General features: G+C 42.4%; 19 protein-coding genes and 2 pseudogenes. 18 read left to right on the top strand and 3 right to left on the bottom strand.

The genetic code is table 11. The features are described from left to right. Positions 1-38 precede the first annotated feature (38 nt). The 9 genes and pseudogenes from IFO66_RS24475 to IFO66_RS14125 form a co-directional block, all read left to right on the top strand. Positions 39-1187, top strand: a pseudogene (locus tag IFO66_RS24475) (serine hydrolase domain-containing protein); the annotation flags it as partial. Then, positions 1164-2228 (top strand): serine hydrolase, encoded by a 1065-nt coding sequence (locus tag IFO66_RS24470; RefSeq protein WP_475596255.1) that lies wholly within the window; start codon positions 1164-1166, stop codon positions 2226-2228. The pseudogene IFO66_RS24475 and the gene IFO66_RS24470, both read left to right, overlap by 24 nt. Before the next feature lie 118 nt (positions 2229-2346). Next, positions 2347-3555 (top strand): serine hydrolase domain-containing protein, encoded by a 1209-nt coding sequence (locus IFO66_RS14150; RefSeq protein ID WP_192025768.1) that lies wholly within the window; start codon positions 2347-2349, stop codon positions 3553-3555. 235 nt (positions 3556-3790) lie between these two features. Further along, entirely contained in the window at positions 3791-5176 is a 1386-nt protein-coding gene (locus IFO66_RS14145) for an acyltransferase (RefSeq protein ID WP_192025767.1), read from the top strand. Positions 5177-5249: 73 nt separating this feature from the next. After that, on the top strand, positions 5250-5375 hold the full coding sequence (locus tag IFO66_RS24110) for a hypothetical protein (RefSeq protein ID WP_273015435.1): 126 nt from the start codon (positions 5250-5252) through the stop codon (positions 5373-5375). A gap of 307 nt (positions 5376-5682) precedes the next feature. Beyond that, positions 5683-7134, top strand: a complete 1452-nt coding sequence (locus tag IFO66_RS14140; RefSeq protein ID WP_192025766.1) for an RtcB family protein — start codon at positions 5683-5685, stop codon at positions 7132-7134. Between the two features lie 4 nt (positions 7135-7138). After that, complete coding sequence (locus IFO66_RS14135) at positions 7139-7873, top strand: hypothetical protein (RefSeq protein ID WP_192025765.1); 735 nt, start codon at positions 7139-7141, stop codon at positions 7871-7873. A gap of 31 nt (positions 7874-7904) precedes the next feature. Continuing rightward, a complete protein-coding gene (locus IFO66_RS14130; RefSeq protein ID WP_192025764.1) occupies positions 7905-9149 on the top strand; it encodes an RtcB family protein in 1245 nt (414 codons plus the stop codon). A gap of 289 nt (positions 9150-9438) precedes the next feature. Beyond that, on the top strand, positions 9439-10332 hold the full coding sequence (locus IFO66_RS14125; RefSeq protein ID WP_192025763.1) for an NUDIX domain-containing protein: 894 nt from the start codon (positions 9439-9441) through the stop codon (positions 10330-10332). A 145-nt stretch (positions 10333-10477) separates the two neighbouring features. Here IFO66_RS14125 and IFO66_RS14120 read toward each other — a convergent pair whose 3' ends face one another. Together IFO66_RS14120 and IFO66_RS14115 are read right to left on the bottom strand one after the other, a co-directional pair. Then, the gene (locus IFO66_RS14120; RefSeq protein ID WP_192025762.1) at positions 10478-11155 is read right to left on the bottom strand and encodes an MBL fold metallo-hydrolase; all 678 of its coding nucleotides are present in this window, start codon (positions 11153-11155) and stop codon (positions 10478-10480) included. Between the two features lie 42 nt (positions 11156-11197). After that, complete coding sequence (locus IFO66_RS14115) at positions 11198-11818, bottom strand: TetR/AcrR family transcriptional regulator (protein ID WP_192025761.1); 621 nt, start codon at positions 11816-11818, stop codon at positions 11198-11200. 413 nt (positions 11819-12231) lie between these two features. Here IFO66_RS14115 and IFO66_RS14110 point away from each other — a divergent pair, with 413 nt between their 5' ends. The 5 genes from IFO66_RS14110 to IFO66_RS14090 all read left to right on the top strand — a co-directional run bounded on the left by IFO66_RS14110 (position 12232) and on the right by IFO66_RS14090 (position 17478). Continuing rightward, on the top strand, positions 12232-13359 hold the full coding sequence (locus tag IFO66_RS14110) for a lantibiotic dehydratase C-terminal domain-containing protein (protein ID WP_192025760.1): 1128 nt from the start codon (positions 12232-12234) through the stop codon (positions 13357-13359). A 316-nt stretch (positions 13360-13675) separates the two neighbouring features. Continuing rightward, the gene (gene comX, locus IFO66_RS14105) at positions 13676-13858 is read left to right on the top strand and encodes a competence pheromone ComX (RefSeq protein ID WP_192025759.1); all 183 of its coding nucleotides are present in this window, start codon (positions 13676-13678) and stop codon (positions 13856-13858) included. Then, on the top strand, positions 13849-16269 hold the full coding sequence (locus tag IFO66_RS14100; protein ID WP_192025758.1) for an ATP-binding protein: 2421 nt from the start codon (positions 13849-13851) through the stop codon (positions 16267-16269). Before comX ends, IFO66_RS14100 begins: the two co-directional genes overlap by 10 nt. Further along, positions 16241-16897, top strand: a complete 657-nt coding sequence (locus IFO66_RS14095; protein WP_028594892.1) for a response regulator — start codon at positions 16241-16243, stop codon at positions 16895-16897. Before IFO66_RS14100 ends, IFO66_RS14095 begins: the two co-directional genes overlap by 29 nt. 173 nt (positions 16898-17070) lie before the next feature. Next, positions 17071-17478 carry an O-methyltransferase gene (locus IFO66_RS14090; RefSeq protein WP_192025757.1) on the top strand — a complete coding sequence of 136 codons (408 nt, stop codon included), beginning with the start codon at positions 17071-17073 and terminating at the stop codon, positions 17476-17478. Positions 17479-17634: 156 nt separating this feature from the next. Here the strand turns inward: IFO66_RS14090 and IFO66_RS14085 are convergent. After that, positions 17635-17945, bottom strand: a pseudogene (locus IFO66_RS14085) (MazG nucleotide pyrophosphohydrolase domain-containing protein); the annotation flags it as partial. Positions 17946-18445: 500 nt separating this feature from the next. On the opposite strand from IFO66_RS14085, the gene IFO66_RS14080 reads away from it, so the two are divergent. The 4 genes from IFO66_RS14080 (at position 18446) to IFO66_RS14065 (ending at position 21497) form a co-directional block, all read left to right on the top strand. Next, entirely contained in the window at positions 18446-18907 is a 462-nt protein-coding gene (locus tag IFO66_RS14080; RefSeq protein WP_192025756.1) for a GtrA family protein, read from the top strand. Between the two features lie 76 nt (positions 18908-18983). After that, positions 18984-19172, top strand: a complete 189-nt coding sequence (locus tag IFO66_RS14075; protein WP_192025755.1) for a hypothetical protein — start codon at positions 18984-18986, stop codon at positions 19170-19172. Positions 19173-19396: 224 nt separating this feature from the next. After that, the gene (locus tag IFO66_RS14070) at positions 19397-19978 is read left to right on the top strand and encodes a hypothetical protein (protein WP_192025754.1); all 582 of its coding nucleotides are present in this window, start codon (positions 19397-19399) and stop codon (positions 19976-19978) included. A gap of 145 nt (positions 19979-20123) precedes the next feature. Then, positions 20124-21497 carry an L-cystine transporter gene (locus tag IFO66_RS14065; RefSeq protein ID WP_192025753.1) on the top strand — a complete coding sequence of 458 codons (1374 nt, stop codon included), beginning with the start codon at positions 20124-20126 and terminating at the stop codon, positions 21495-21497. The last annotated feature ends 9 nt before the right edge of the window (positions 21498-21506 follow it).

Here is a 21506-nt window from a genome sequence, read left to right as displayed (position 1 = left end):
ATCGCCCTAAATTGAGAACAAAAAGTTACAAACTGGGCATGCTTACATTATCTGCATTAACAGCAGGAACTCTACTTCTACCTGCGCAAGGAATACTGCACGCAGAGAACGTGAGCGCAGTGGAGAAAACTTATCAACCTTCTAGCAATAAGAATGTGAATGTCTCTCAACATAACAGGGAATCTATTAAGAAGCTCATCGATCAAGCTGCCAGTCGTAAAGATGTGCCTGGTGTAATTGCTGCCGTTACGAAAAACGGTCAAAAGTGGTCTTATACGTCAGGGGAAGCGAGTGTTCATGATAAACAGCCTGTAAAGACGAATTTTCACTTTCGAATCGGAAGCACGATGAAAACATTTACGGCCACAGTAATCCTACAGCTTGCTGGGGAGAAGAAGCTGAACTTAGATGACACAGTGGAAAAGTGGCTACCAGGTGTTGTGCAGGGCAACGGTTACGATGCAAGTAAAATTACGATTCGCCAACTGTTGAATCACTCGAGTGGGATCGCGAATTATACAGCGGATGAAGCATTTGGGAAAGATATGCTAGCCAATCCATATAAGAGCTATACGGCTGAAGAGCTTGTCCGAATAGGAGTTAGGATGAAGCCGTCATTTTCTCCAGGAACGAGATGGGAATACTCCAATACAAATACTGTGCTTGCTGGATTGATTATTAAGAAGGTTACAGGCGAAACGTATGGTCAGCAAATTAAAAAGCGTATTATTGAGCCGCTGCAACTTAGTGGAACTTCAGTGCCAGGAAACTCTTCTCATATACCTGGACCACATGCAAGAGGATATAACTATCAATCTGGTAAGTTCGTTGATATGACTGAGTTTAATCCTTCTGCTGCGAACGCGGCTGGAGATATGATCTCAACCGTAGATGATCTGAATACGTTTTTCCAAGCCCTTCTAGGAGGGGAACTGTTGAAGCCCGAGATGTTACAGCAAATGTTGACAGGGGTACAATCACCAGATGGACAATATGGACTAGGTATCTATGAGACCAAATTAAGCAATGGTGTTTCGTTCTGGGGACATGGGGGCAATATTCCTGGATTTTCTACGATGGCCGGTGGCGTTGAAGGAGGCACACATGTTATCGCATTGAATACAAATGTGCTGTCTGATTCAGATGCCCTCGACCATATCAACATCATTGAAGAAGAAATCAATGGAGCAAGTTCTAAGGCTGAGCTTATACAAAAGCAGTTAGATAGAATAACGAAGCAGAGCGCTCCAGGTGTAATTGCGGTTACGTATAATCAAGGTAAGTTTCAAGGCTATGCATCTGGTAAAGCAGATATTAAGACAGGACGTAAGCTGGAGTCAGATGCGCGCTTCCGTATTGGCAGCATAACAAAGACTTTTGTAGCGACAGTTATCCTTCAATTGGCGGGTGAGAATAAGCTTGATTTGGATGACTCTGTAGAGAAGTGGCTACCAGGTGTTGTCAAGGAAAACGGTTATGATGGCAGCAAGATTACGATTCGCCAACTCCTCAATCATACGAGCGGAATTAGTGACTATACGGCTATTCTTTTTGAAGATCCTAACAACTTAGATAGTTTATACCGAACTACTTTTAAGGCAGAGGAATTGGTTAAAATGGGGTTGAAAGAAAAGCCATTATTTAATCCAGGCACTTCCTTTAGCTACTCCAATACGAACTATGTTCTGCTCGGACAAATTATTGAAAAAGTAACAGGTGAGACCTATGATCAGCAAATCGAGAAACGCATTATAGAACCGCTTCAACTTAACGATACCTTCTTGCCAGGCAGTAGCACCCTCATACCCGGATCTAAGCATGGAAGAGGATACATCTCACGAAACAATACATGGTTTGATATAACAGAAATAAACCCAACTATCGCAAACGCAGCAGGAGATATGATTTCTACAGGTCAGGATTTGACTACGTTTTTATCTGCTCTTTTAGGCGGTGAGTTGTTGAAGCAAGAGCAGTTGAGGCAGATGTTAAAGATAGGGAGCGAAGGAGCGGATAATGGACTGGGCATATTCAAGCAGACGCTGCCGAACGGTCAAGTAATTTGGGGTCATAATGGTGAAATAGAGGGATATAGTGGTGAATTATTTGGAACTACAGATGGTAAGCACATTGTGGCTATAAATATAAATGCACTTCCGAGTACGGATGAAGATGTAAAGGTTATAATGGATGCTATTAATTCCGTGTTTGCAGTTGAATTCAACTAATTCATGTAAAAAATGAATACGTACATCGGAGCCAACTGCCATTCTACTTCTAAAATATAGTTAGCCGGTTAGTAGGAGGCAGTTCTCTGGGGGTACGACAAAATAAGGAGGAGAAACAATGAAAGTTAATAGATACAAAGTGAAAGTGATGACACTAACGGCTATGGTGGCTGGGGCTGCGCTATTACTGCCTGTGCAAGGAAATGTACAAGCCCAATCGAATGATTACAGCAGCCAGTATTGTCTTCAAAATCCTCACCACTGCGATCTAAATTATTTGCAATCAACGCCCGCGAACTCTGTTAAACAAGTCATTGATCGCCTTGCCAATCATAAGGACATTCCAGGTATCATTGCAGCCGGCATGAGAAATGGCGAGCGATGGGCTTATGCAGCAGGCGAAGCTAGCATCTACGACACACGGCAAGTGAAGCCGGACTTCCACTTCCGTATTGGAAGTGTGACGAAAACGTTCGTAGCGACAGTGATTGTACAGTTGGCTGAAGAGGGGAAGCTGCATTTGGATGACTCCGTAGAGAAATGGTTGCCGGGTGTTGTGCAAGGAAATGGCTATGATGGCAGCAAAATCACGATTCGTCAGTTATTGAATCATACGAGTGGAATTGCAAATTACACATCAGAAACATTTGTTACCCATGAAGTAGTGAAGAATCCATATCGTGGCTATACGCCGGAGGAACTTGTGCGCATCGGATTGAACGAATCGCCACTATTTTCTCCGGGTACGAATTGGAGCTATTCTAATACGAATTATATTTTAGCGGGTCTTGTTATAAAGCAAGTGACGGGTGAGACATATGGGGAACAGATTAAGAAACGTATCATTGACCCACTTCAGTTAGGAGATACCTTTATACCAGGAAGTTCTTCTTATATTCCGGATCAGCATGCAAGAGGATATATGAAACTAGCCGGTAAGTTCATCGATATGACGGAGTTGAATCCTTCATGGGGAGGAGCAGCGGGCGATATGATTTCAACAGCACCTGATTTGAATACATTTTTCAGTGCCTTACTAGGAGGTAAGCTGTTGAAGTCTGAATTTCTACAACAAATGTTGTCGGGAGTTGATACGCCTGTTGGAAAATATGGATTAGGCATTTATGAAACAAAACTAGCAAATGGTGCTTCTGTTTGGGGACATAGCGGTGGCATTCATGGATTTGGTACGATAGCTGGCGGTCTTGTTGGGGGGAGCCATGTGTTGGCAATAAGTACGAACATACTCGATTTTGACCAAGATCAGGAACCGGCTAATTTATATGACATTTTCGAAGAGGAATTTCGGACAGTAGAACCCAAGTAATTAGTTTGGATAAATAAATTAGAAAAATGGTAGTAAAATCGAAGTCATTAATCGGTGTAAGGCTGATTGATGGCTTTTTTGCTGACTAAAATGGAAGGGCTCCAGTACGCAATTTACGAGAAGCGGCACTCTAATGAAACTTTATTTATGCCACTTTCATCTTGTCTTCAGGTTCTATCGATAACATTATGCGCTGTATGATGTTAATTAGATAACGTGATAATGGGGTGAATCTATGAGCCAATCGAGCCCACGAATAAATGCAACGAGAAATGCGATTGCTGTGATGGACGAGACCACAGAAGCAGGGGTTATTCCTTTGCAAAACAAGGAAGATAATGAGAAAAGTACAAATGGAAATGGCTCAAGCATAAGCAGTACATGGTCAAAGCAGAAAAAGAGAATTGAAGAGCTTACGATACTACGAGCGTTCGCCTTTTTGGCAATCGTGTTGCAGCACAGTATTGGGGAATATATCGTTCGTGAAGATATCAATCGGACCGATTCTATTCTTATCAGTTTGCTCTATCATTTTACGCGATTTGGTACGCTTACCTTCGTATTTATATCAACGGTTTTACTATTTTATAGTCGTCATTCAACAGCTAAGTACGGAACTTTCCTGATGCGGAGGGCACAAGGGCTGCTTATACCATTCGCACTATGGACTCTGATCTATTGCGCATTTATTTTGCAAGGAGACATGTTTACGATAGAGGGTTGGACGAAGATTGCACAGCAGCTTATTAATCCGACATATGGGTATCATCTGTGGTTTATTTTGATGATTTTCCAATTGTATCTCGTATTCCCCTTGCTTCTAAAAATTGTACATAAAGTACAAACAAAACTACGTGCAGTAGCGAAAGATAAGGGGATGAATCACAGCAAGCAGTGGATAATCTTGCTTATGATGGGGATTGCACTTTTCTATCTCGCGCTAATGGACTGGTCTTACCGCATTGCACCTGAATGGGCTCCTGAGGCAAATGAAGCTGTCGCTTATATGTTAGAACATCGGACAAAGTTTGTAGTGATGTATGTTCTCTATATTGCATTAGGCATACTCTGTGCGTACCGTTTACCAGAATGGAGGAAATGGGTACAGCGGATGCTGCCGTGGAGTGCGCTGGTATTTGGCGCTGCATATCTGTACAGTAGTTATCGTTTGTTTGCAGGTGGTGTCGAACCGGTAAATGTAAATATCTCGACCTATTTGAAACCATCTATCGCTATACTTGCTGTTTCCCAGATGCTGCTTCTGTATGTGTTTGCACTAAATATCGTGAAGCGCCAAGGAATGCTGTACCGTTGTTTGAAATGGGTTGGAACATATTCCTTCCCAGCTTATTTAGTGCATGCGCTTGTGTTGTCAGGAGTTGCCTTGTGGACGCGAACGTTGATGCTAGAAGGTCAACATTTTATCGTGACGATCGTAACGTGGGTAGTTGTAGCAGTGGGTTCCCTGCTGTTGTCCAAGATGATGGAGCTCATGCCATATGGAAGCTGGCTGACAGGGAATAGGAGCCGGAAACACCATCAAGCTTCATTGGTGAATGGTGAACCGCAAAATGGTCATGATTCGATAGATCAAAAAGATAGGTCAAAACCTGTTTTTTAAAAATAGGGTTGACAATGTTTGGAATACCGCTTTATGATAAGTCCATATTACACGAAAGGAGGCCGACGATAACATGATGATGCTTATGTTTAATGAACTCAGAAATGATAAAGGTGCTGGTAATTGGCTGCGAAATCGCAGTCAGGGCAACCTCCAACCGCATACATTCACATATTTCTCGTCGGTCTCGACGGAATAATCGGTGCGCAGTCGTATCGTTTACTAACAAGGTGATTTCTTACTCGATAAGGGAAGAAATGATAGCTTGGAGGTAAGCTTTGCTTCGGCGTAACATGAACGGATTATCATGAGATCATAGACGAGAGGTCTATGGTCTTTTTATATGTTCCTGTCGCATTTTTTTCATCGATGATGATGAATTGCGTGGATTAAAGGTGGATAATTCTGCCTTTATAGGAATGGGAAGACCGTAGACGGAGGAGTCTGCGGTCTTTTTTGTACGCATAACAGATTATTGGGTTAAGTGAGAGGAATGAAATCAATATATGAATACATGGAATACATCTATATCTGCTAAGACGGAAGCTGCTTATTATCGGACGGTCGCTCTCCCAGCAGGAGAACTACACGTTTATGCGAGTGAGCCTTTATTTACGGAGCTTCCTGCGAAAGTTTTTGAAATGGCGAACAATAATTTATTGATTCCGAATGCTTCTTATATGAGCTATACACCTGATGTTCATGTCGGCGTTGGAACGTGTATCGGTACAACAGCGGTATGGAATGCTGAGAATGGTTACGTATCCCCTTCTATTGTCGGTAATGATATTGGTTGCGGTATGCGTGTACATCTGACGAATATGCATCGTGATGAACTGAAAGACGTAAAGGTACGGCGTAAGTTGATTAAACGAATGGGAAAATACGTACCTTTAAACACACATGAACGCGGCCATTTTTCAGATATTCGTTTGGAACATGTGCTGAAAAAAGGAGTGCACGGACTGCCAAACAAGTATGTGCCAGACATTTACACACCAAAGAAAACGACATCCTTAACGCATCTGGAATGCGGCAGATTTTCGTTCGATGAAAAGGTGCTGGATGAAATTCCAGAACCGATTTGGCATCGAGCGCATAGGCAGCTCGGAACGCTTGGCAGCGGCAATCATTTTGCCGAAGTGCAAGCAATTGAGCTTGATGAGCATAATCGCGATATTGCAGAAGCTTGGGGGCTGTTTGATGGGCAAGTCGTCATTATGATTCATTCTGGATCACGAGCTTGGGGCGGAGCAGTGAGTGAGCATGGCATTAAGGCAATGGGGCAATGGATGCGTGCGTCTGGTCAAGGTACACCAGATCCGAGATTAACGTTTGCGCCGTTGGAGCATCCATTTGCACAATCGTATGTGAACTTGATGTATTCGGCGTTGAACTATGCGGTTGTGAATCGACATCTGATCGCATATGGCATTCGCGAAGCGTTTCGTGATGTATTTGGGACTAAGGTCGAGATGCGTACGCTGTATGATCTCATGCATAACTACGCATGGGAAGAAATGCACCAAGGGAAGCGGATGTTCGTACATCGTAAAGGTGCTACACGAGCACTGCCGCCGCATCATCCAGACAACCCGAAACCATATATGGAGACAGGACATCCAGCGTTAATACCGGGATCGATGGGCAGCCGCTCTTATCTGATGGTAGGGCGTGATGGTGGCAGCGACAATTACTATTCGATCTGCCACGGGGCTGGTCGGGTTCGATCACGAAGTGCAACGAAGCAGGTAGTGACGGTAGATGAGTTTGCTGCCTCATTGAAAGTTGGTCAAGAAGATGAAATTGTAGTCAACCAACCGATGCTGGAGAGCATCGTTGATGAATCACCACAAGCATACAAAAATGTTGAACATATAATCGAGAGCGTTGTCGGCGCAGGGCTTGCTGAAGTAGTCGCAGTATGCAAGCCGTTGGCAGCGTTAAAAGGAGCCTAATATAATGAGTACAAACTTACATGCACAACACCCTGATGAACGGGTTTTAGTATTATTTGAAGCAGGATTAACGGTATTTGAACGCTACGCACAAGCGGTGCAGGCGATTCAAGGGTTATTGAAAGAACGATTCGGCCGCACATGGTCAATCGTATCCAGTCATGGACAAGAGGATATTGTATGGAAGCAGTTGGATGCAGATGTGCGCTCGGGAAGTGAAAGTGTAGAATGCGCGGCACGGGTGTTTGATATTTTTGAAGCAAAGGAATGGACGGTTGTAGCCGATGAAAAGGGAGGTCGTACAGCATCCCGAATTCAACTTAAGCCTTCTTCACGCAACTTGCTGTTCGTGTATCCTACAGATCGAGTAGCATTTGTTCGTATCCCTGTATGGAGGGATGATCGTATTGATCATGAAAGCCTCTGTTTAGTAGAAAATGAGGAGTCACTTGTCCGATTTATGGAGCGTGTGAACGTGAGCGGTTGTGACCAGCAACCTTCAACGATGGTGAAGAAGACAGAGGTTCACAGTACACAGGCAACACAATCACCATCTGTGATGAAGTCGATGGAGACTGCACAATATGTAACTGTAAATCAGTATGAACTACCTCGCTCAGAGTTCGGCATCGTTGCCGATCGAAGCAGTTGGGAATCCTACGATTCCTACGAATCTGGTCAGATGGTGAATTTAGCACTAGATACGTTACAATTTAAATTACAGCGTGACTGTTCGTAATCAAATTTTGCAATAGGAGTCCGATATTTATATGGAAGCAAGCAGTAATAAAAATTATCAAACGATTGACGGAGTCCGTGTCTGGGGAGATCCAGACGCGGGTGCTCTGTCCCAAGCGAAAACGTGTGCAGAGACTGGAAGAGTGGTTCAGTCTTTACTTATGGCTGATCATCATAAAGGATACAGTCAGCCGATTGGTGGAGTAGTCGTCTATGACGGACAAATTTCTCCGTCTGGTGTTGGCTACGATATTGGCTGCGGGAATAAGGCCGTAAGAACAGGTTTAATGGCCGCTGAAGTACTGCCACGCATCTCGAAAGTTATGGATCAGATTGCTCGGACGATCTCATTCGGCGTAGGGCGTGTAAATAACGAACGAGTGGAACATGAATTATTTGATGATCCGGATTGGGCTGTTTATCGAGCGATCGGACAGCAGGAGCATGACAAGATGTTAGCTTTGGCTCGTTCCCAACTTGGTACAGTGGGCAGCGGTAATCATTTCGTCGATTTGTTTGAGGAACCAGCAACGGGACGTCTTTGGGTGGGGAACCATTTTGGAAGTCGAGGCTTCGGTCATAGGACGGCGAGTGGATTCATTAACTTGGCAGCGGGACGTGAATTTTTCGGTAAGGCTCCAGGAGAGAAGATGGATCAGCCGCCTGTACTGTTAGAGTTGGAACATGAGCTTGGCGATATGTATTATCGAGCGATGCAATTGGCTGGACGATATGCTTATGCAGGTCGAGACTATGTGATGAATCAGGTGTTGTCCATACTAGGGACGGAAGCAGATTTTGAGGTACATAATCATCATAACTATGCATGGCGTGAGTCGCATGACGGGCGTGACACGATCGTAGTCCGCAAAGGAGCGACGCCTTCTGCACCAGGTCAGCTAGGCTTTATTGGTGGTAGTATGGGAGATATTTCGGTCATTGTACGAGGTAAAGATACCGAGGAAAATCGTGATTCGTTTTATAGTACCGTTCACGGAGCGGGCCGTGTTATGAGCCGTACAGAAGCGGCGGGTAAAATGAATTGGCGTACACGCAAACGTGCTGGCGGCAAAATTACATCTGCTCAAATGAAGCAGGCCGTGCATGATTTTGGTGTTGAGCTGCGTGGAGCAGGTACGGACGAAAGTCCATTCGTGTACCGGAAATTGCAAACGGTATTGGACGCGCATCGAAATACAATTGATGTTATGCATGTGTTGAAGCCAATTGGGGTTTGTATGGCTGGTGCTGACGAGTTTGATCCTTATAAAGACTGAGGATGAATGGACTGGACTTCCTGAATGAGATATCTATTCGGGAAGTCTTTTTCATTGTTCTGAACGGAGGATTCGCTATAATTAGCATGAATGAAGTAAATTGAAGTAAAATATGGGTAGCGATTTCTAGCAAATAGTTGACAGTTTATAATAAATGTCGTATTTATATTATTAAATAGACAATTATACATAATAAATGAAGGTAACGTTATTAGTCCGTTCCGCTGTTATTATGGTAGGGAACAAGTAGGACGATATGATGTTTGATATGGAAGGGATAGATACAATCATGAACGGTAACGAAGCTGACTCTTGTCAATCCAGTGCGTCTGAACATAAGGTATCTGATACAGAGAATTTGGCATCACATATAGAAGAGCAGAAAGCATCTCAGTCTGCCTCATCACTAGAGCAACCATCAGATGATTATGAAAAAAATTACTCACCTAATCGTTATCGGACTCCAGATGGTGCTCCGGCCGACATTGTCATATTTACGATCACGACTGAGGAGCGTCCTACGGTGAAGAAGTCGATGCCGAAGCGACAGCTCGAAGTGCTGCTTATTCAACGTAAACGCTGGCCGTTTGCAGGACAATGGGCCTTGCCAGGCGGTTTTTGCAGAGAGACGGAGACGTTGTATGAATGTGCTCGCCGCGAGCTGCAAGAAGAGACCAATGTGACGGATGTTCATATTGAATATTTAAATATATACAGCACACCGGGTAGAGATCCGCGTGGCTGGATATTGTCGCATGCATTTTGTGCTCTCGTTCAGGAGGAAGTGCTAGCTGCTCGTCGTGCTTCTTATGATGCAGCTGACTTGAAGCTGATTCCGGTCGAAGAGGCTCTGAATATGGACTTAGCATTTGACCATCGTCTAATTATTCAGGATGCTTTGGATATGATTCGCGAGAAGATGATGACGACAACGATTGCAAAGCAGTTTTTGCCAGATGCATTTACGATAAGTGAGCTGTATCAAGTGCTGCAAACGGTCGTGCCTACATTTGAAGAGCCGAATTTTGTACGCAAGCTGACCTCTACTCGGACACGTCAAGGACTTATTGAGGAAGTGCGAGGAGACAACGGGGGCCTGCTCACTTCGAATCGTTATTCGCAGCGTCCCGCACAGCTATATCGGTTTACGGATCATACGCCTAAGCTATCTTTATATAATTGAAGCAGCGGCCCCTCCTGATGTATTGGGCACGGAAATGGTATTTCACCTGTATATAAGATCTTTAATCATCTACTCATCTACTAAAAAGACCGCATCTTCCAAGCGCACATCTGCTTGAAAGAGCGGTTTTTTTGCATCCATAAATCTATGTAAAATCATGTATACTTTCAGTATAATACGATTCCCACTGCGAAGCGGGGTGTGCTACAGGTGCACCGTGGCATACCTCAAGATGCTTCGGTTGTAGTTGCGTGATGATCGCGCCGCTCGCGATCGCTTCTTTCATGTTAGCGGTAAAGGCGGACATAGGGCGTTTCAAGCGACCGCGCTTGGAGGTAAATAAATCACCTGCTAGCAGGACGCCATCTTTCTCATGCATATACACGGTATGTCCAGGAGAATGACCAGGTGTCAAAAACGGCTGTAACCCCGCAATTGATTGCAGTTCACCAGTTTCAGTCATCGGGAGAGCAGCAGCTATTCCTTGTCGTACGTTTTGCTCTATTTTACGTCGGCGGGGGTATATCATTCTACCTTCCATATAAGGAATTTCGAGTTCATGGGCATATATAGGAACGTTATAAGCGCTGTGCAGCTTATGCACGGAACCAACATGATCGCTATGACCATGAGTTAGTAGAATGCGCTGCAAAGAACCTGCATTCAGTTGATCGATCGCACGATGAATGCTGCGAGCCATAAATGGCATGCCAGCATCAACAAGTGTAATGCCTACCTCATCTTTAACTAGCCATACTCGCATAGGAAACAAGAACCACGTTTTTAAAGACCAGATATGGGTAGAAATTTGTTCTAACTTCATAAGAAACCCTCCCTTGAGTTGTTCTCTATTAAGTCTCGTTATTTAGCGTTGTATATGCTGTCGAATCCCTGCAAGAAAGAGATCGATTGTCAATTCAAACGTATCGTCCAGCCGAACATGCAGCTCAGAATCAGATTCATCTGATTCGAGGTACGTGGTAATAATGCCATGTAAACAATAGTAGAACGCACGTGTAAACGCCAATGTTTGCGTATCGTCCTCTGGAGCGTTAATCATGTCAGCCATGGATGATCGTAGTACAGAGAATAAATTGTTCCGAAGCTTCTGTATGACTAAATTAGATTCTTTTTCATCAACTCTGGATGAGCGAGCAAAGAAAAATAAATGATACATGCTGCGATGAGTAAGTCCAAAATGGATGAGTGCTAGTGCCATTTGCTTCAACGTTGCATCAGGAGCAAGCTTCGTGTCTTGCTGCAGTTCATGCAGGCGGTCTTGCAATTGTTGTAATGGCTGTTTAGCTAATTGGAAGAGCAGTGTTTCTTTATCTTGAAAATAAATATAAATGGCCGTGTGTGAACATCCTGCCTGCTTGGCAATCTCTCGCATGGTAACCTTCTCAAATCCAGTACTCGTGAAAAGATCAGCAGCTGCAGATAGTATTGCTTGCTTGGTTAACTCTGATCGTTGAGCTTTGTTCATGAGATCACTCCTATAGCTATTTTTCATGTATAAAAATAGATATTAACATTTTATAACCATTGGTTACTAACCGTTGGTTATAAAATAGCATGATTTTCCTAATTCGTCAATGCGGATAATCACCGAACAAACAACGCAATTTTATTGTGGTAATTACAACACTAGTTGTCGGTGAATAATGCCGAAATATCGTATATGATGCAAGTAAGACAACCTTGCAGTTACGTCAGGTTCTCCTCATTCAACAGTTGATAAGGTCGTCCCTCTCCCCTAGCGACCTTTACTGTTGAAAAACTGACCCCTCTGCTACTAGAGTGACGATGCTGTAAACGGTGACCCCTGCCGTTTCAGCATCGTCTATTCATTTATAGGGGATAACTTACTGTAGGTGATCAGGAAAGGAGTTCCCCCGTATGTGGAAGTCAATGCAAGTCTACTATTATGAAGATGATAAGCAAGCTTTATTACTTGATGGTATTAGACCTGTCCTCCAGCAAATGAAAGCAAGCGGTAGCTTCGTACGAGCCTATGTGCAGCGGCATTGGAGGTTCGGTCCTCATATTGCCATACATGTAGAATTTGAGCAGGAAGAGGCTATTGAGCACTGCTTTCGACAAATCGAAGAGAGATTAAAAGCCTATTTATCCAAATATCCTTCTCAACGCAAGTTGGATGAAAGCTCATATTTACAATTATGTGAGCAGTGGGAGAATGAGTGTCCAGGAATTGGCCCACTTGTGCCTTTAGAACCTGATAATCAGGTTGCTATATATGAACACAATTGTTTTTCCGGGTTATGGAAGCATCCGTTGCTATCTGAATTGCTACGAAGCTTCTATGCTTATACATATGAATTGGTACACCTTGAGATTGAGCGTACACGTTCTAATCGACAAGCTCGTTACGTCCAGCTGGTACGGATGATGGCGTCTATTAGTATGTTAGTTCCTAGTCATGGATTGCATGCTGGATACAGTATCTATAAAGATATTGCAGCGAGCTATGTTGATTTTATGAATCGTTCTGAACAGAAACAATTTATTCAAAAGCAGTTTCAAGAAGCTGATGGACAGTGGGGTTCTTTGATTGACAAAGCCATTCAAGAAGTTGTCCAGCATTCATCTGAGACAGGCTTGTATGAAGGGCCGGATGAGCTCCTGCGAAGATGGTCGGCAGCCTTAAGAGAATTGTCTAATGCTGTAATGAAGCTTACAGAGGAAGGAATGCTACAGGCTGAAGAAGTAGAAGCGCTGTGGCTTGAACATTTATACCCGATGTCAAGTAAGACGACGGCGCAATTTGAAATCAAGGGTGAACGACTGTTGTCTGCGATTACTAGAATGCGGCAAGATCAGGATGCACGGGCGACCTCTGCTATGAATGCATGTTGCTGTTTAATGGGCGTTCTAGATGGCCTTCTTCCGTTGTTCCATATTAGTGCGCATGTAAAGCATCTGTTAGCGTATTTGTTGTCAGGAAGTGCGGAGAGAGTGCTGCGTATGAATAGTCCATATCGTGTGCAGCATGCGGAAGGGAATTAGTGTAATCCATCTGTTGAGTGGACTGTTACCGACGATACGATTCAAATAGCACGTTTTATAAATGGGTGACTAGAAGGCTTCGCATAATCATTGCGTGGATTTGTAGTTGCCCATTTTTTCCTATGTGCGCTACAATAAATGTCTGGCAAGGTAGGTGGGATATGGATATTGCAGAATCCTGCAAATCGCGCAAGTATAATACCGCAATAATATTGCGGTAAATACAACACCGAATTGCGGAGTGAAAGTATTACCTACCTGTTAGATTTAGTAGTGAGGCACTGTATAAGATAAATATGGGGAGGTAATTGACAGTATGATGATGCTAAATGATATCATTCAATCTTTATTAAAGGACCGCAATCTGAAGGAGAGCTTTTTGCAAGGTAAAGTGCAGTTTGCGGGATTAAGTGAAACAGAGAATAAGGCGCTCTTTGATGTTATGGGTAGCAAGCAACCAGCAGAGAACGTCTATGGAGCTTCACAAAATTGGAGATAAAAACAGATCGTGTAGATAATCAGCATACTGCGCATAAGGCATTTTTCATGTCAGTCGTGCTGGTAGTCTGCACGTTCTTTGCTTATATTACGTATATCGTCTTTACGGTGCCAATAATAGGTATATTTGGGGATACTAACGAATTTGGAAGTGTGATAATTACAGAGGTTTCTCCATTGGGAAAAGCGTATGAAAATGGTTTGCAAGTAGGAGACCGAATCATTGAAGTAGACGGTATACCTGCGGCAGAATCTGATGTGTTTATTAAGCATGGTAGGATAGAAAATGCTGACAGTATTTTAGTTGACTCTCATAAATCAGGCATTAAGCTGTATACATTTGATGTAGAGGGTATAAATTCAATCCCGGAGAATGAATTAATTTTTGGCTTTATTGTACCGTTATTTTTCTTTGTTGCTAATTTGATTATATCGATCATCTTATATGTGAAGTGCAGACATGATAAGGCAGCAATCATTCTTGTTTTGTATTTTTTAATGATCGGTTTTTCATACTATGCATCTTCGCTAGCCATTCGTATTGATCCCATTGGAAGATTTGTAATGTCAGGGCTTCTTCCTGTTATTCCATTTATATTTCTTTATTTTATGAATGTATATTTACGAAGGTATGATATTAAATTCATATATAGATCAAAATATACGTTTATCGCTTTATTACTTATTGAACTTGTAGTTATTATTAATTTCATACTAGCAGTGACAGATGTTTTTTCTTCAAGAACATTTGACTCAAGTTCATTTTTGACATATATAACTTTAATTATAGGTTATGGACTTTGCTTATATTGTTTAATCGACGTGTACCGCAAAGCTCGACATGATAAGCTGAAACCTTTGTTTAAAATTATGTTAGTATCACATGCGATAGCGTTTACACCATTTGTGGTATTGAATTTAATCCCGCTTATTTTGTTTAAAACACAGTTAGTGGTCTATCACTTTACAACACTTTTTCTTATTGCTCTACCGGTAGGTTATTTGTATTTGTTCACGTCGAAGAAGCTCTTTGACGTTGACTTTGTCGTGACCCGTTTCAAATACTACGCCTCATTAGCGTTAATTCCTTCTCTTATTGTAACGACATTGTTAGTAATCAGCTTGCAAACAGCGTCTTATTTTTGGGTAGGATTCAAATTTTTTATTATTGTATACAGCAGCATGATGCTACTGCTCTACTTGAAAGAGCAAATAGACTATCGCTATCGTCCAAAAATATTTAAGCAGATGTACTCGTTACAAGAGGGGCTGGATCGATATTCGAGCGCACTATCCAAAGTCATGAAGCGTGATGATTTGGAGCGTTCTCTGTCTCAAGAAATTCGTACCTTAATGCCGGTGGAAGATATCTATTTCTTTACGATCGATAAGGGTGCGGGCTCCATTGAGCATTCTGAAGATATGCAGCTATGCGAAGAGGATCACAAGTTGCTGCTTGGACGTCGTTCCTTGAAAGTGGCTGATATCGTTACTTTGGAAGATGGATTATGTCTCATAATCGGGCGGCGTAACGATCAGTTGTATGCAATCTGGATTGGCAACAAAGTGAATAATACCACATTTAATGTGGATGAACTAAGATGGTTTAAGACCGTTGCCAATTATACAAGCATCTTGAATGAGAACTTATATTTAATTCAAAATTTGCTGAATGATTTGGAGACTGAGATGCAAAAGGGTCGTGGGGCTTCTCCATGGGTACTGCGGTTAATCTTCTGTCTTTCAGAGAATGAACGAAGGCGGCTGGCATCTGACTTGCATGATTCGGCTTTACAAGATCAATTAATTTGGTTCCGTAAGCTGGAAACGTTCTTGACGGATTACAAGTATGAATTGTCTTCAGAATCTATGCAGCAGCTCTATGATATTAAGGAAGGGTTGCTCGATGTTATTTTCCAAATACGAGAGACTTGCAACGAGCTTCGGCCTCCGTTATTGAAGGAGTTAGGCTTGCAGCAGGCTCTGGATTCTTTGCTCGATCATATGCGTCTCCATGTGAACTACGACGTGCAATTCCATGTAGAGCCGCTGCAAAGTATGCTCAGTGAAGAACAAATTACGGCTGTGTATCGGATTGTGCAGGAACTGCTGCGCAATACATCGAAGCATGCACAGGCAAATAAAGTATGGATCGAGCTAAGGCAGAAGAATGATCAAGTCTACTTTACATATCAGGATGATGGTATAGGTATGGATTTGCACCAGATGGAATCATCTTTTAGTCATATGGGAATGTCAGGAATACGTGAAAGAGTCATTAGCTTGGAAGGGGAGATAGAGTTCCATTCTGAGAAAGGGCACGGTTTCGAAGTCCAGATCATGCTGCCAACTATATTATCTAGCAGTAAAGGGGAAAATGAACATGAGCGAGATTCGTATCTTATTAGTTGATGATCATCCGTCTGTAGGGGAAGGAACAAAGACGATGATTGAACAAGATTCCAATATGAGTGTTCATGTCGTTCTTTCCGCTATGGAAGCAATAGAAGCACTCAAGCAGGAATCGTTCGATATTATTTTATGTGATTTGAATATGCCGACGATTACAGGTTTGGAGCTTACGAAGCGACTGATGCAGGAAGACCCCGATAGGCGTGTAATCATTTATACGGGTCACGATATCATTTCTCATTTTAACTTGCTCATTCAATATGGTGTCTCCGGTTTTATTTCGAAGACCGTATCTCGTGAGCAACTGCTAACTTCTATTTATTGTGCGATGCGTGGGGAAGCGGTTATTCCCGTTTCTTTACTTAAGCAGCTTCGTCGTGGAGAGGTGAAGGTAACTCGCAGCGATGGAACGGTTGAAGAAGCTTCTATCAATGAACGAGAGCAGGATATTTTGCAAGAGGTGGCAGAAGGACTGAGCAATAAAGAGATTGCAGTGAAGCTCCACATGAGTCAGCGAACGGTAGAATACAATTTAACACGTATTTTTGATAAGTTAAGTGTTCGATCCCGTTCAGAAGCTATCGTGGAATCGAAGCGACTTGGACTTATTCGTTCAGAAACATTTTAGTGACGTAGGCCCTTTGTCTTAATGACAAAGGGTCTTTTATTATTTGTTTAATTTCGACAAAACTGAGAAGAAATGTTCGAAATATGTTGTATATTGTATAATTATGTCTTATAATGCCTGTGTAGAGCCGTTCTCTACTAAAAATGGATTGAAATTATAAAGGAGGAATTTAAATGCCGAAAGTGTATGAAATGAGTCTTACTAGACAATTGAGCCTAGTATTCGAACAGTTAGAACCTGAATTGTTAGGATTATCGGGTGGGACTTTAGTTGTGTGTCTTCGCAATGATGTGATCGGTAAGTTCGGGGTTAAGCATGATCCGCTCGAATGTCGTGATGGTGTTGTTGTTCAGTTACGTAAGGGAATGCAGAAGCGTCATGTCGCCTCTTTCCGCATGATGGCTATCGAAGCGTTGAAGCATAAGAAGAATTGGACCCATGGTGAGATGATTTTTGATTTTGCAATGAAGCAGGATAGCCTTGTCATTAGCACTTGGTTCGAATCCAACTACAATTTAACGGCATTGCTGGAAAAAGAAAATGAGAGCTATGACCGGCAGCCAAGAGCTTCAAGACAGTAAGTTAGCTTCGTTATTAATCCTTCTATGATGGGCACAACGCATGTACATACTGAAGCTAAATAGGCAGGTAAAGTTCTTGGCACGAACAGCAATACTAGTGAGAGTGCTGCAATAAGAACGATTACTTGATTTAAAATATTGATAGAAAACATTATTCTACGTCTTAATTTCTTTATCAAATCGAGCAGTAAGCTTGGTTACATGCCCATTCATAATTTCATCTAAGGATATATGATACTTATCAGACAGAATTAACATATTAGCTAAAATATCTCCTAGTTCTTCAACTAACTGCTTTCTAGCATCGTCGTAACACATTGCCTCTTCATCAGGTTGGTCTCGCCTTATTTAAGTGCCCTAATGGCTCTAGCCAGTTCTCCTACTTCTTCCATCATGAATCCAGCGCGTATAAAAGGACTATATTGAGACCATTGACGTTGCTCATAAAATTGTTGAACCCATTGCTCAAATTGTTAAATGCTTTCTACTTTAGTCATGTTCATGTTTGCTCCTTTTACGTTCCAACATCTGTATAATATACTTTATCTGATAGAGTGTGAGTAAGCAACGGACAACGTATGGGGGAGCGATAAGGATGAATCGCATCTGTGTATTTGCCGGGCCATCATGATTTAGTTGTGTGCGAAGATGATGTGGTTTTACTCTTGGAGAAAATGACATCTTATCAACATCCTCACTTCGATAACAAATGGTCAGAATTAGAAGCTACAATCATTCAGTAAGATCATAAATTTCGACACGGCAAGCTGGTTCCGATAACATATGGGCCAGCTTGTTTATCTTTTTTGAGCGGATAGAACATAAAGTTATTATGTTTCAGAAACATAAGTTAAAGATATGATAAAAATTGAATGCATCCCTTTTACTTTTACATCGAAACATGATGTTATTAAGAAAGTAATGCATCCTAGTTCAGGTTGTAATGGAAGGAAGCGTGTAGAGAGAGATGAGACAACGAAGTACCTATATCCTAATCGGAGTAGGCAATTTGCTCATCGGAATTGGGTTTATTATGTTACTTTTACACGGACTTAAGTGGCCTTATATATGGGCGACTTTTGTTGGTAATGCGTGTGGAATTGTGTGGAGTTATATGGTTCATCGACCCTATGTGAATCGTATACAAACGTTTTCAGTTGTAGTCATCGGTAAAATAATTGGTGTTTATCTTGTTAGTCATGTGGTTGCTTTTATAGTTATTCATCCTTGGGTGTATCACATTATATCGATATGGGATTTGAATTGGGAACCTAAATTACAACTTGATGTAGTTCTATTTATGGAAGCTAGCGTTTTTTCGATGTTATCGATTGTGTTGGAGAAGGTTATCCTATTTCCTAGAGTTGTAGAAAAGTATAGAGAGCCCTCCCTAGTAGCACCTGCACCCGTACAAAAAAAAGAGATGTAATCGTCGGCAGTTTATATTTGTTCCAATGCATGAATGGAGTAAAATATGTCCAAACTGACGGGGTTGAATCTTATACATGCGTAAACTCGAGGTGCTTAAGATGGAGTCCACATGGAGAGTTTTTATCGCGATTGAGCTTCCAATATCATTGAAGAAAGCCGACTCGCCACGAGTACTATGGAGAGATGTGGAAGGTGAGAAGGAATTGCTGTTAAGAGCTGCTGAGGTGGTTGGGCGGCATCTCGCGCTGGAGGGATACGAGTAGCTAACGATGAACGTTACATTCAATAGTGTGCATCTTACATGATTAGTCTCTCACTGCTTTGAACGTTGAGCGGATGATGGGGCTTTTTTCTGTATTGTTTATATTTGCTTATGGTTATACAATACATATATATTACTTCCTTACTTATTGTAAGTCATTATGAGGAAGCTTACTATTCTTGAAACGCCGATTAAAGCTGTGTATAGCAGATTGGAGGAGATGGATTGGCGAAGAAAAAGAGGTCGTGGTTACTACGCATCATAATCAGTGTATTCCTATTGGTTATTGTGGCCGGAATCTGTTTATATTTCTATGTCCAGCCAGATAGGCCAATAGGTTGGCAAGCCATGCCAGGCGATAACATCCCTTCTATTCTGAAGCGTGTTGCCCAAGAACGCAGTCGAGAAATAACGATTTCAGAGCAAGAATGGAATCAATACGCTTCTATATTTGTTCAGCGGTTGCTGCAGCAGAAGCCGGAATGGTCTCAATGGAACGTTCAAGGGATGAATAGTAAGCTGTTGGACGATCAAATCCATGTCACCCTTCATCTTCGTCCGTGGGATATGCTTGATGCAGAGTTTCATATTTACTTGGACGTGAATTGGGACACGCAGACACAGACTTTGCTCTTGGCGCCTTCACGCGTGACGCTTAAACATATTCCACTACCTCATCGTTGGTTGGAGCAGCAGAAGCCGCTTACGTTCGATCTTCGTCCTTATTTGCCATCGCTTATTCAAGTTGAAGATATTCGAGCAACAACAGGTCAATGGACGATCCGCTTTGGATTGACGAAAAGATAGGTGGAAATGAAGAAGTCGAAGGTGATTCAGCGTGGAAAGGAATACAAGCCCATCCTTATGCTAACATTAGAAGTGGATAAATAAGTACGGATTGTATTTTTGAATTCAATATACAGAATGCTGGTAAGGCAAGGAGATGTTAGTTATGACAAACTTATGGATCGTGCTGCTATGCTTAGCGGCAGCGGGGCTGTTAATCGGTCTGTTGTACCGAATGCAGCGCAAGCATGTGCCTTTTACAAAGCGTGTGTTTGCAGCATTGGGTATCGGTGTTGGATTCGGTGCTTTACTTCAACTTATATTCGGTGTTGATCATTCCGTTGTAAAATCGGTCAATGATTGGCTTAGTATCGCGGGAACGGGATATGTGAAGTTGTTACAAATGGTCGTTATCCCTCTCATTTTTGTTTCGATTATTTCTGCCATTATCCATGTGCAATCGAAAACGGGCCTCGGTAAAATGAGTGCTACGATTATTGGTATTTTGGTTGGAACGACAGCTATCGCAGCTGTTATCGCTATCTCTGTCTCGTTGTTCTTTGGCTTATCCTCTATAGACATTCAAGCTGGAGAACAGGAAGTAGCACGAGGCGAATATTTGGATACGAAGGTTGAAGAAGTAAAAGATCTTACACTTCCACAGCAGGTGCTTGAATTCATTCCTGTTAATCCGTTTTTGGATATGACGGGAGCACGTCGTACATCTACGATAGCAGTCGTTGTTTTTGCGGCATTTATCGGGGTGGCAGCATTAGGCGTAATCCGAAAGAAACCTGAGCATGGCAAAATGTTTATGTCTATCATTGATGCACTGCATGCGGTTGTGATGAGAATGGTGACGATCGTATTAAGGCTGACGCCGTACGGGGTATTTGCTCTGATGACAAAGGTGGTTTCTACAACTGCTCCCGCAGAAATATTGAAATTGGGAGAGTTCGTAGTTGCTTCATATGTTGCGCTAGCGCTGATGCTGCTTGTGCATGCACTTATGTTGGCTGTATCAGGAATTTCACCGATCGGATATTTCAAACGTTCTTTATCTACGCTTGCATTCTCGTTCACATCGCGTTCAAGCGCAGGTGCAATACCGATGAATATTGAAACGCAAGTAGATCGTTTAGGTGTACCACAATCGTTTGCGAACTTTAGTGCTACCTTTGGAGCTTCAATCGGTCAAAATGGATGTGCAGGTATTTACCCTGCCATGCTAGCGATTATGATTGCTCCGAGCGCAGGCATTAATCCGTTGGACTTAGGATTTTTAGCACAATTAGTCGCTGTCGTAGCGATTAGTTCCTTTGGTGTAGCAGGTGTCGGTGGAGGAGCGACTTTTGCAGCACTTATCGTCTTATCTTCAATGAATCTTCCTGTTGCCTTGGCGGGGTTGCTCATATCGGTTGAGCCGCTTATTGATATGGGACGTACGCTTGTTAATGTTAACGGTTCTATGACGGCGGGGGTTCTATCCTCTCGTTGGTTGGGCCACTGGGATCGTGAGAAGTTCAATAAAGGACTTTAATGAAATATT

This window comes from Paenibacillus arenosi (assembly GCF_014841135.1).
Taxonomy (GTDB): domain Bacteria; phylum Bacillota; class Bacilli; order Paenibacillales; family Paenibacillaceae; genus Paenibacillus_B; species Paenibacillus_B arenosi.
Note: the sequence above shows the minus strand (reverse complement) of the source record. Positions and strands in the feature narration are given on the sequence as shown.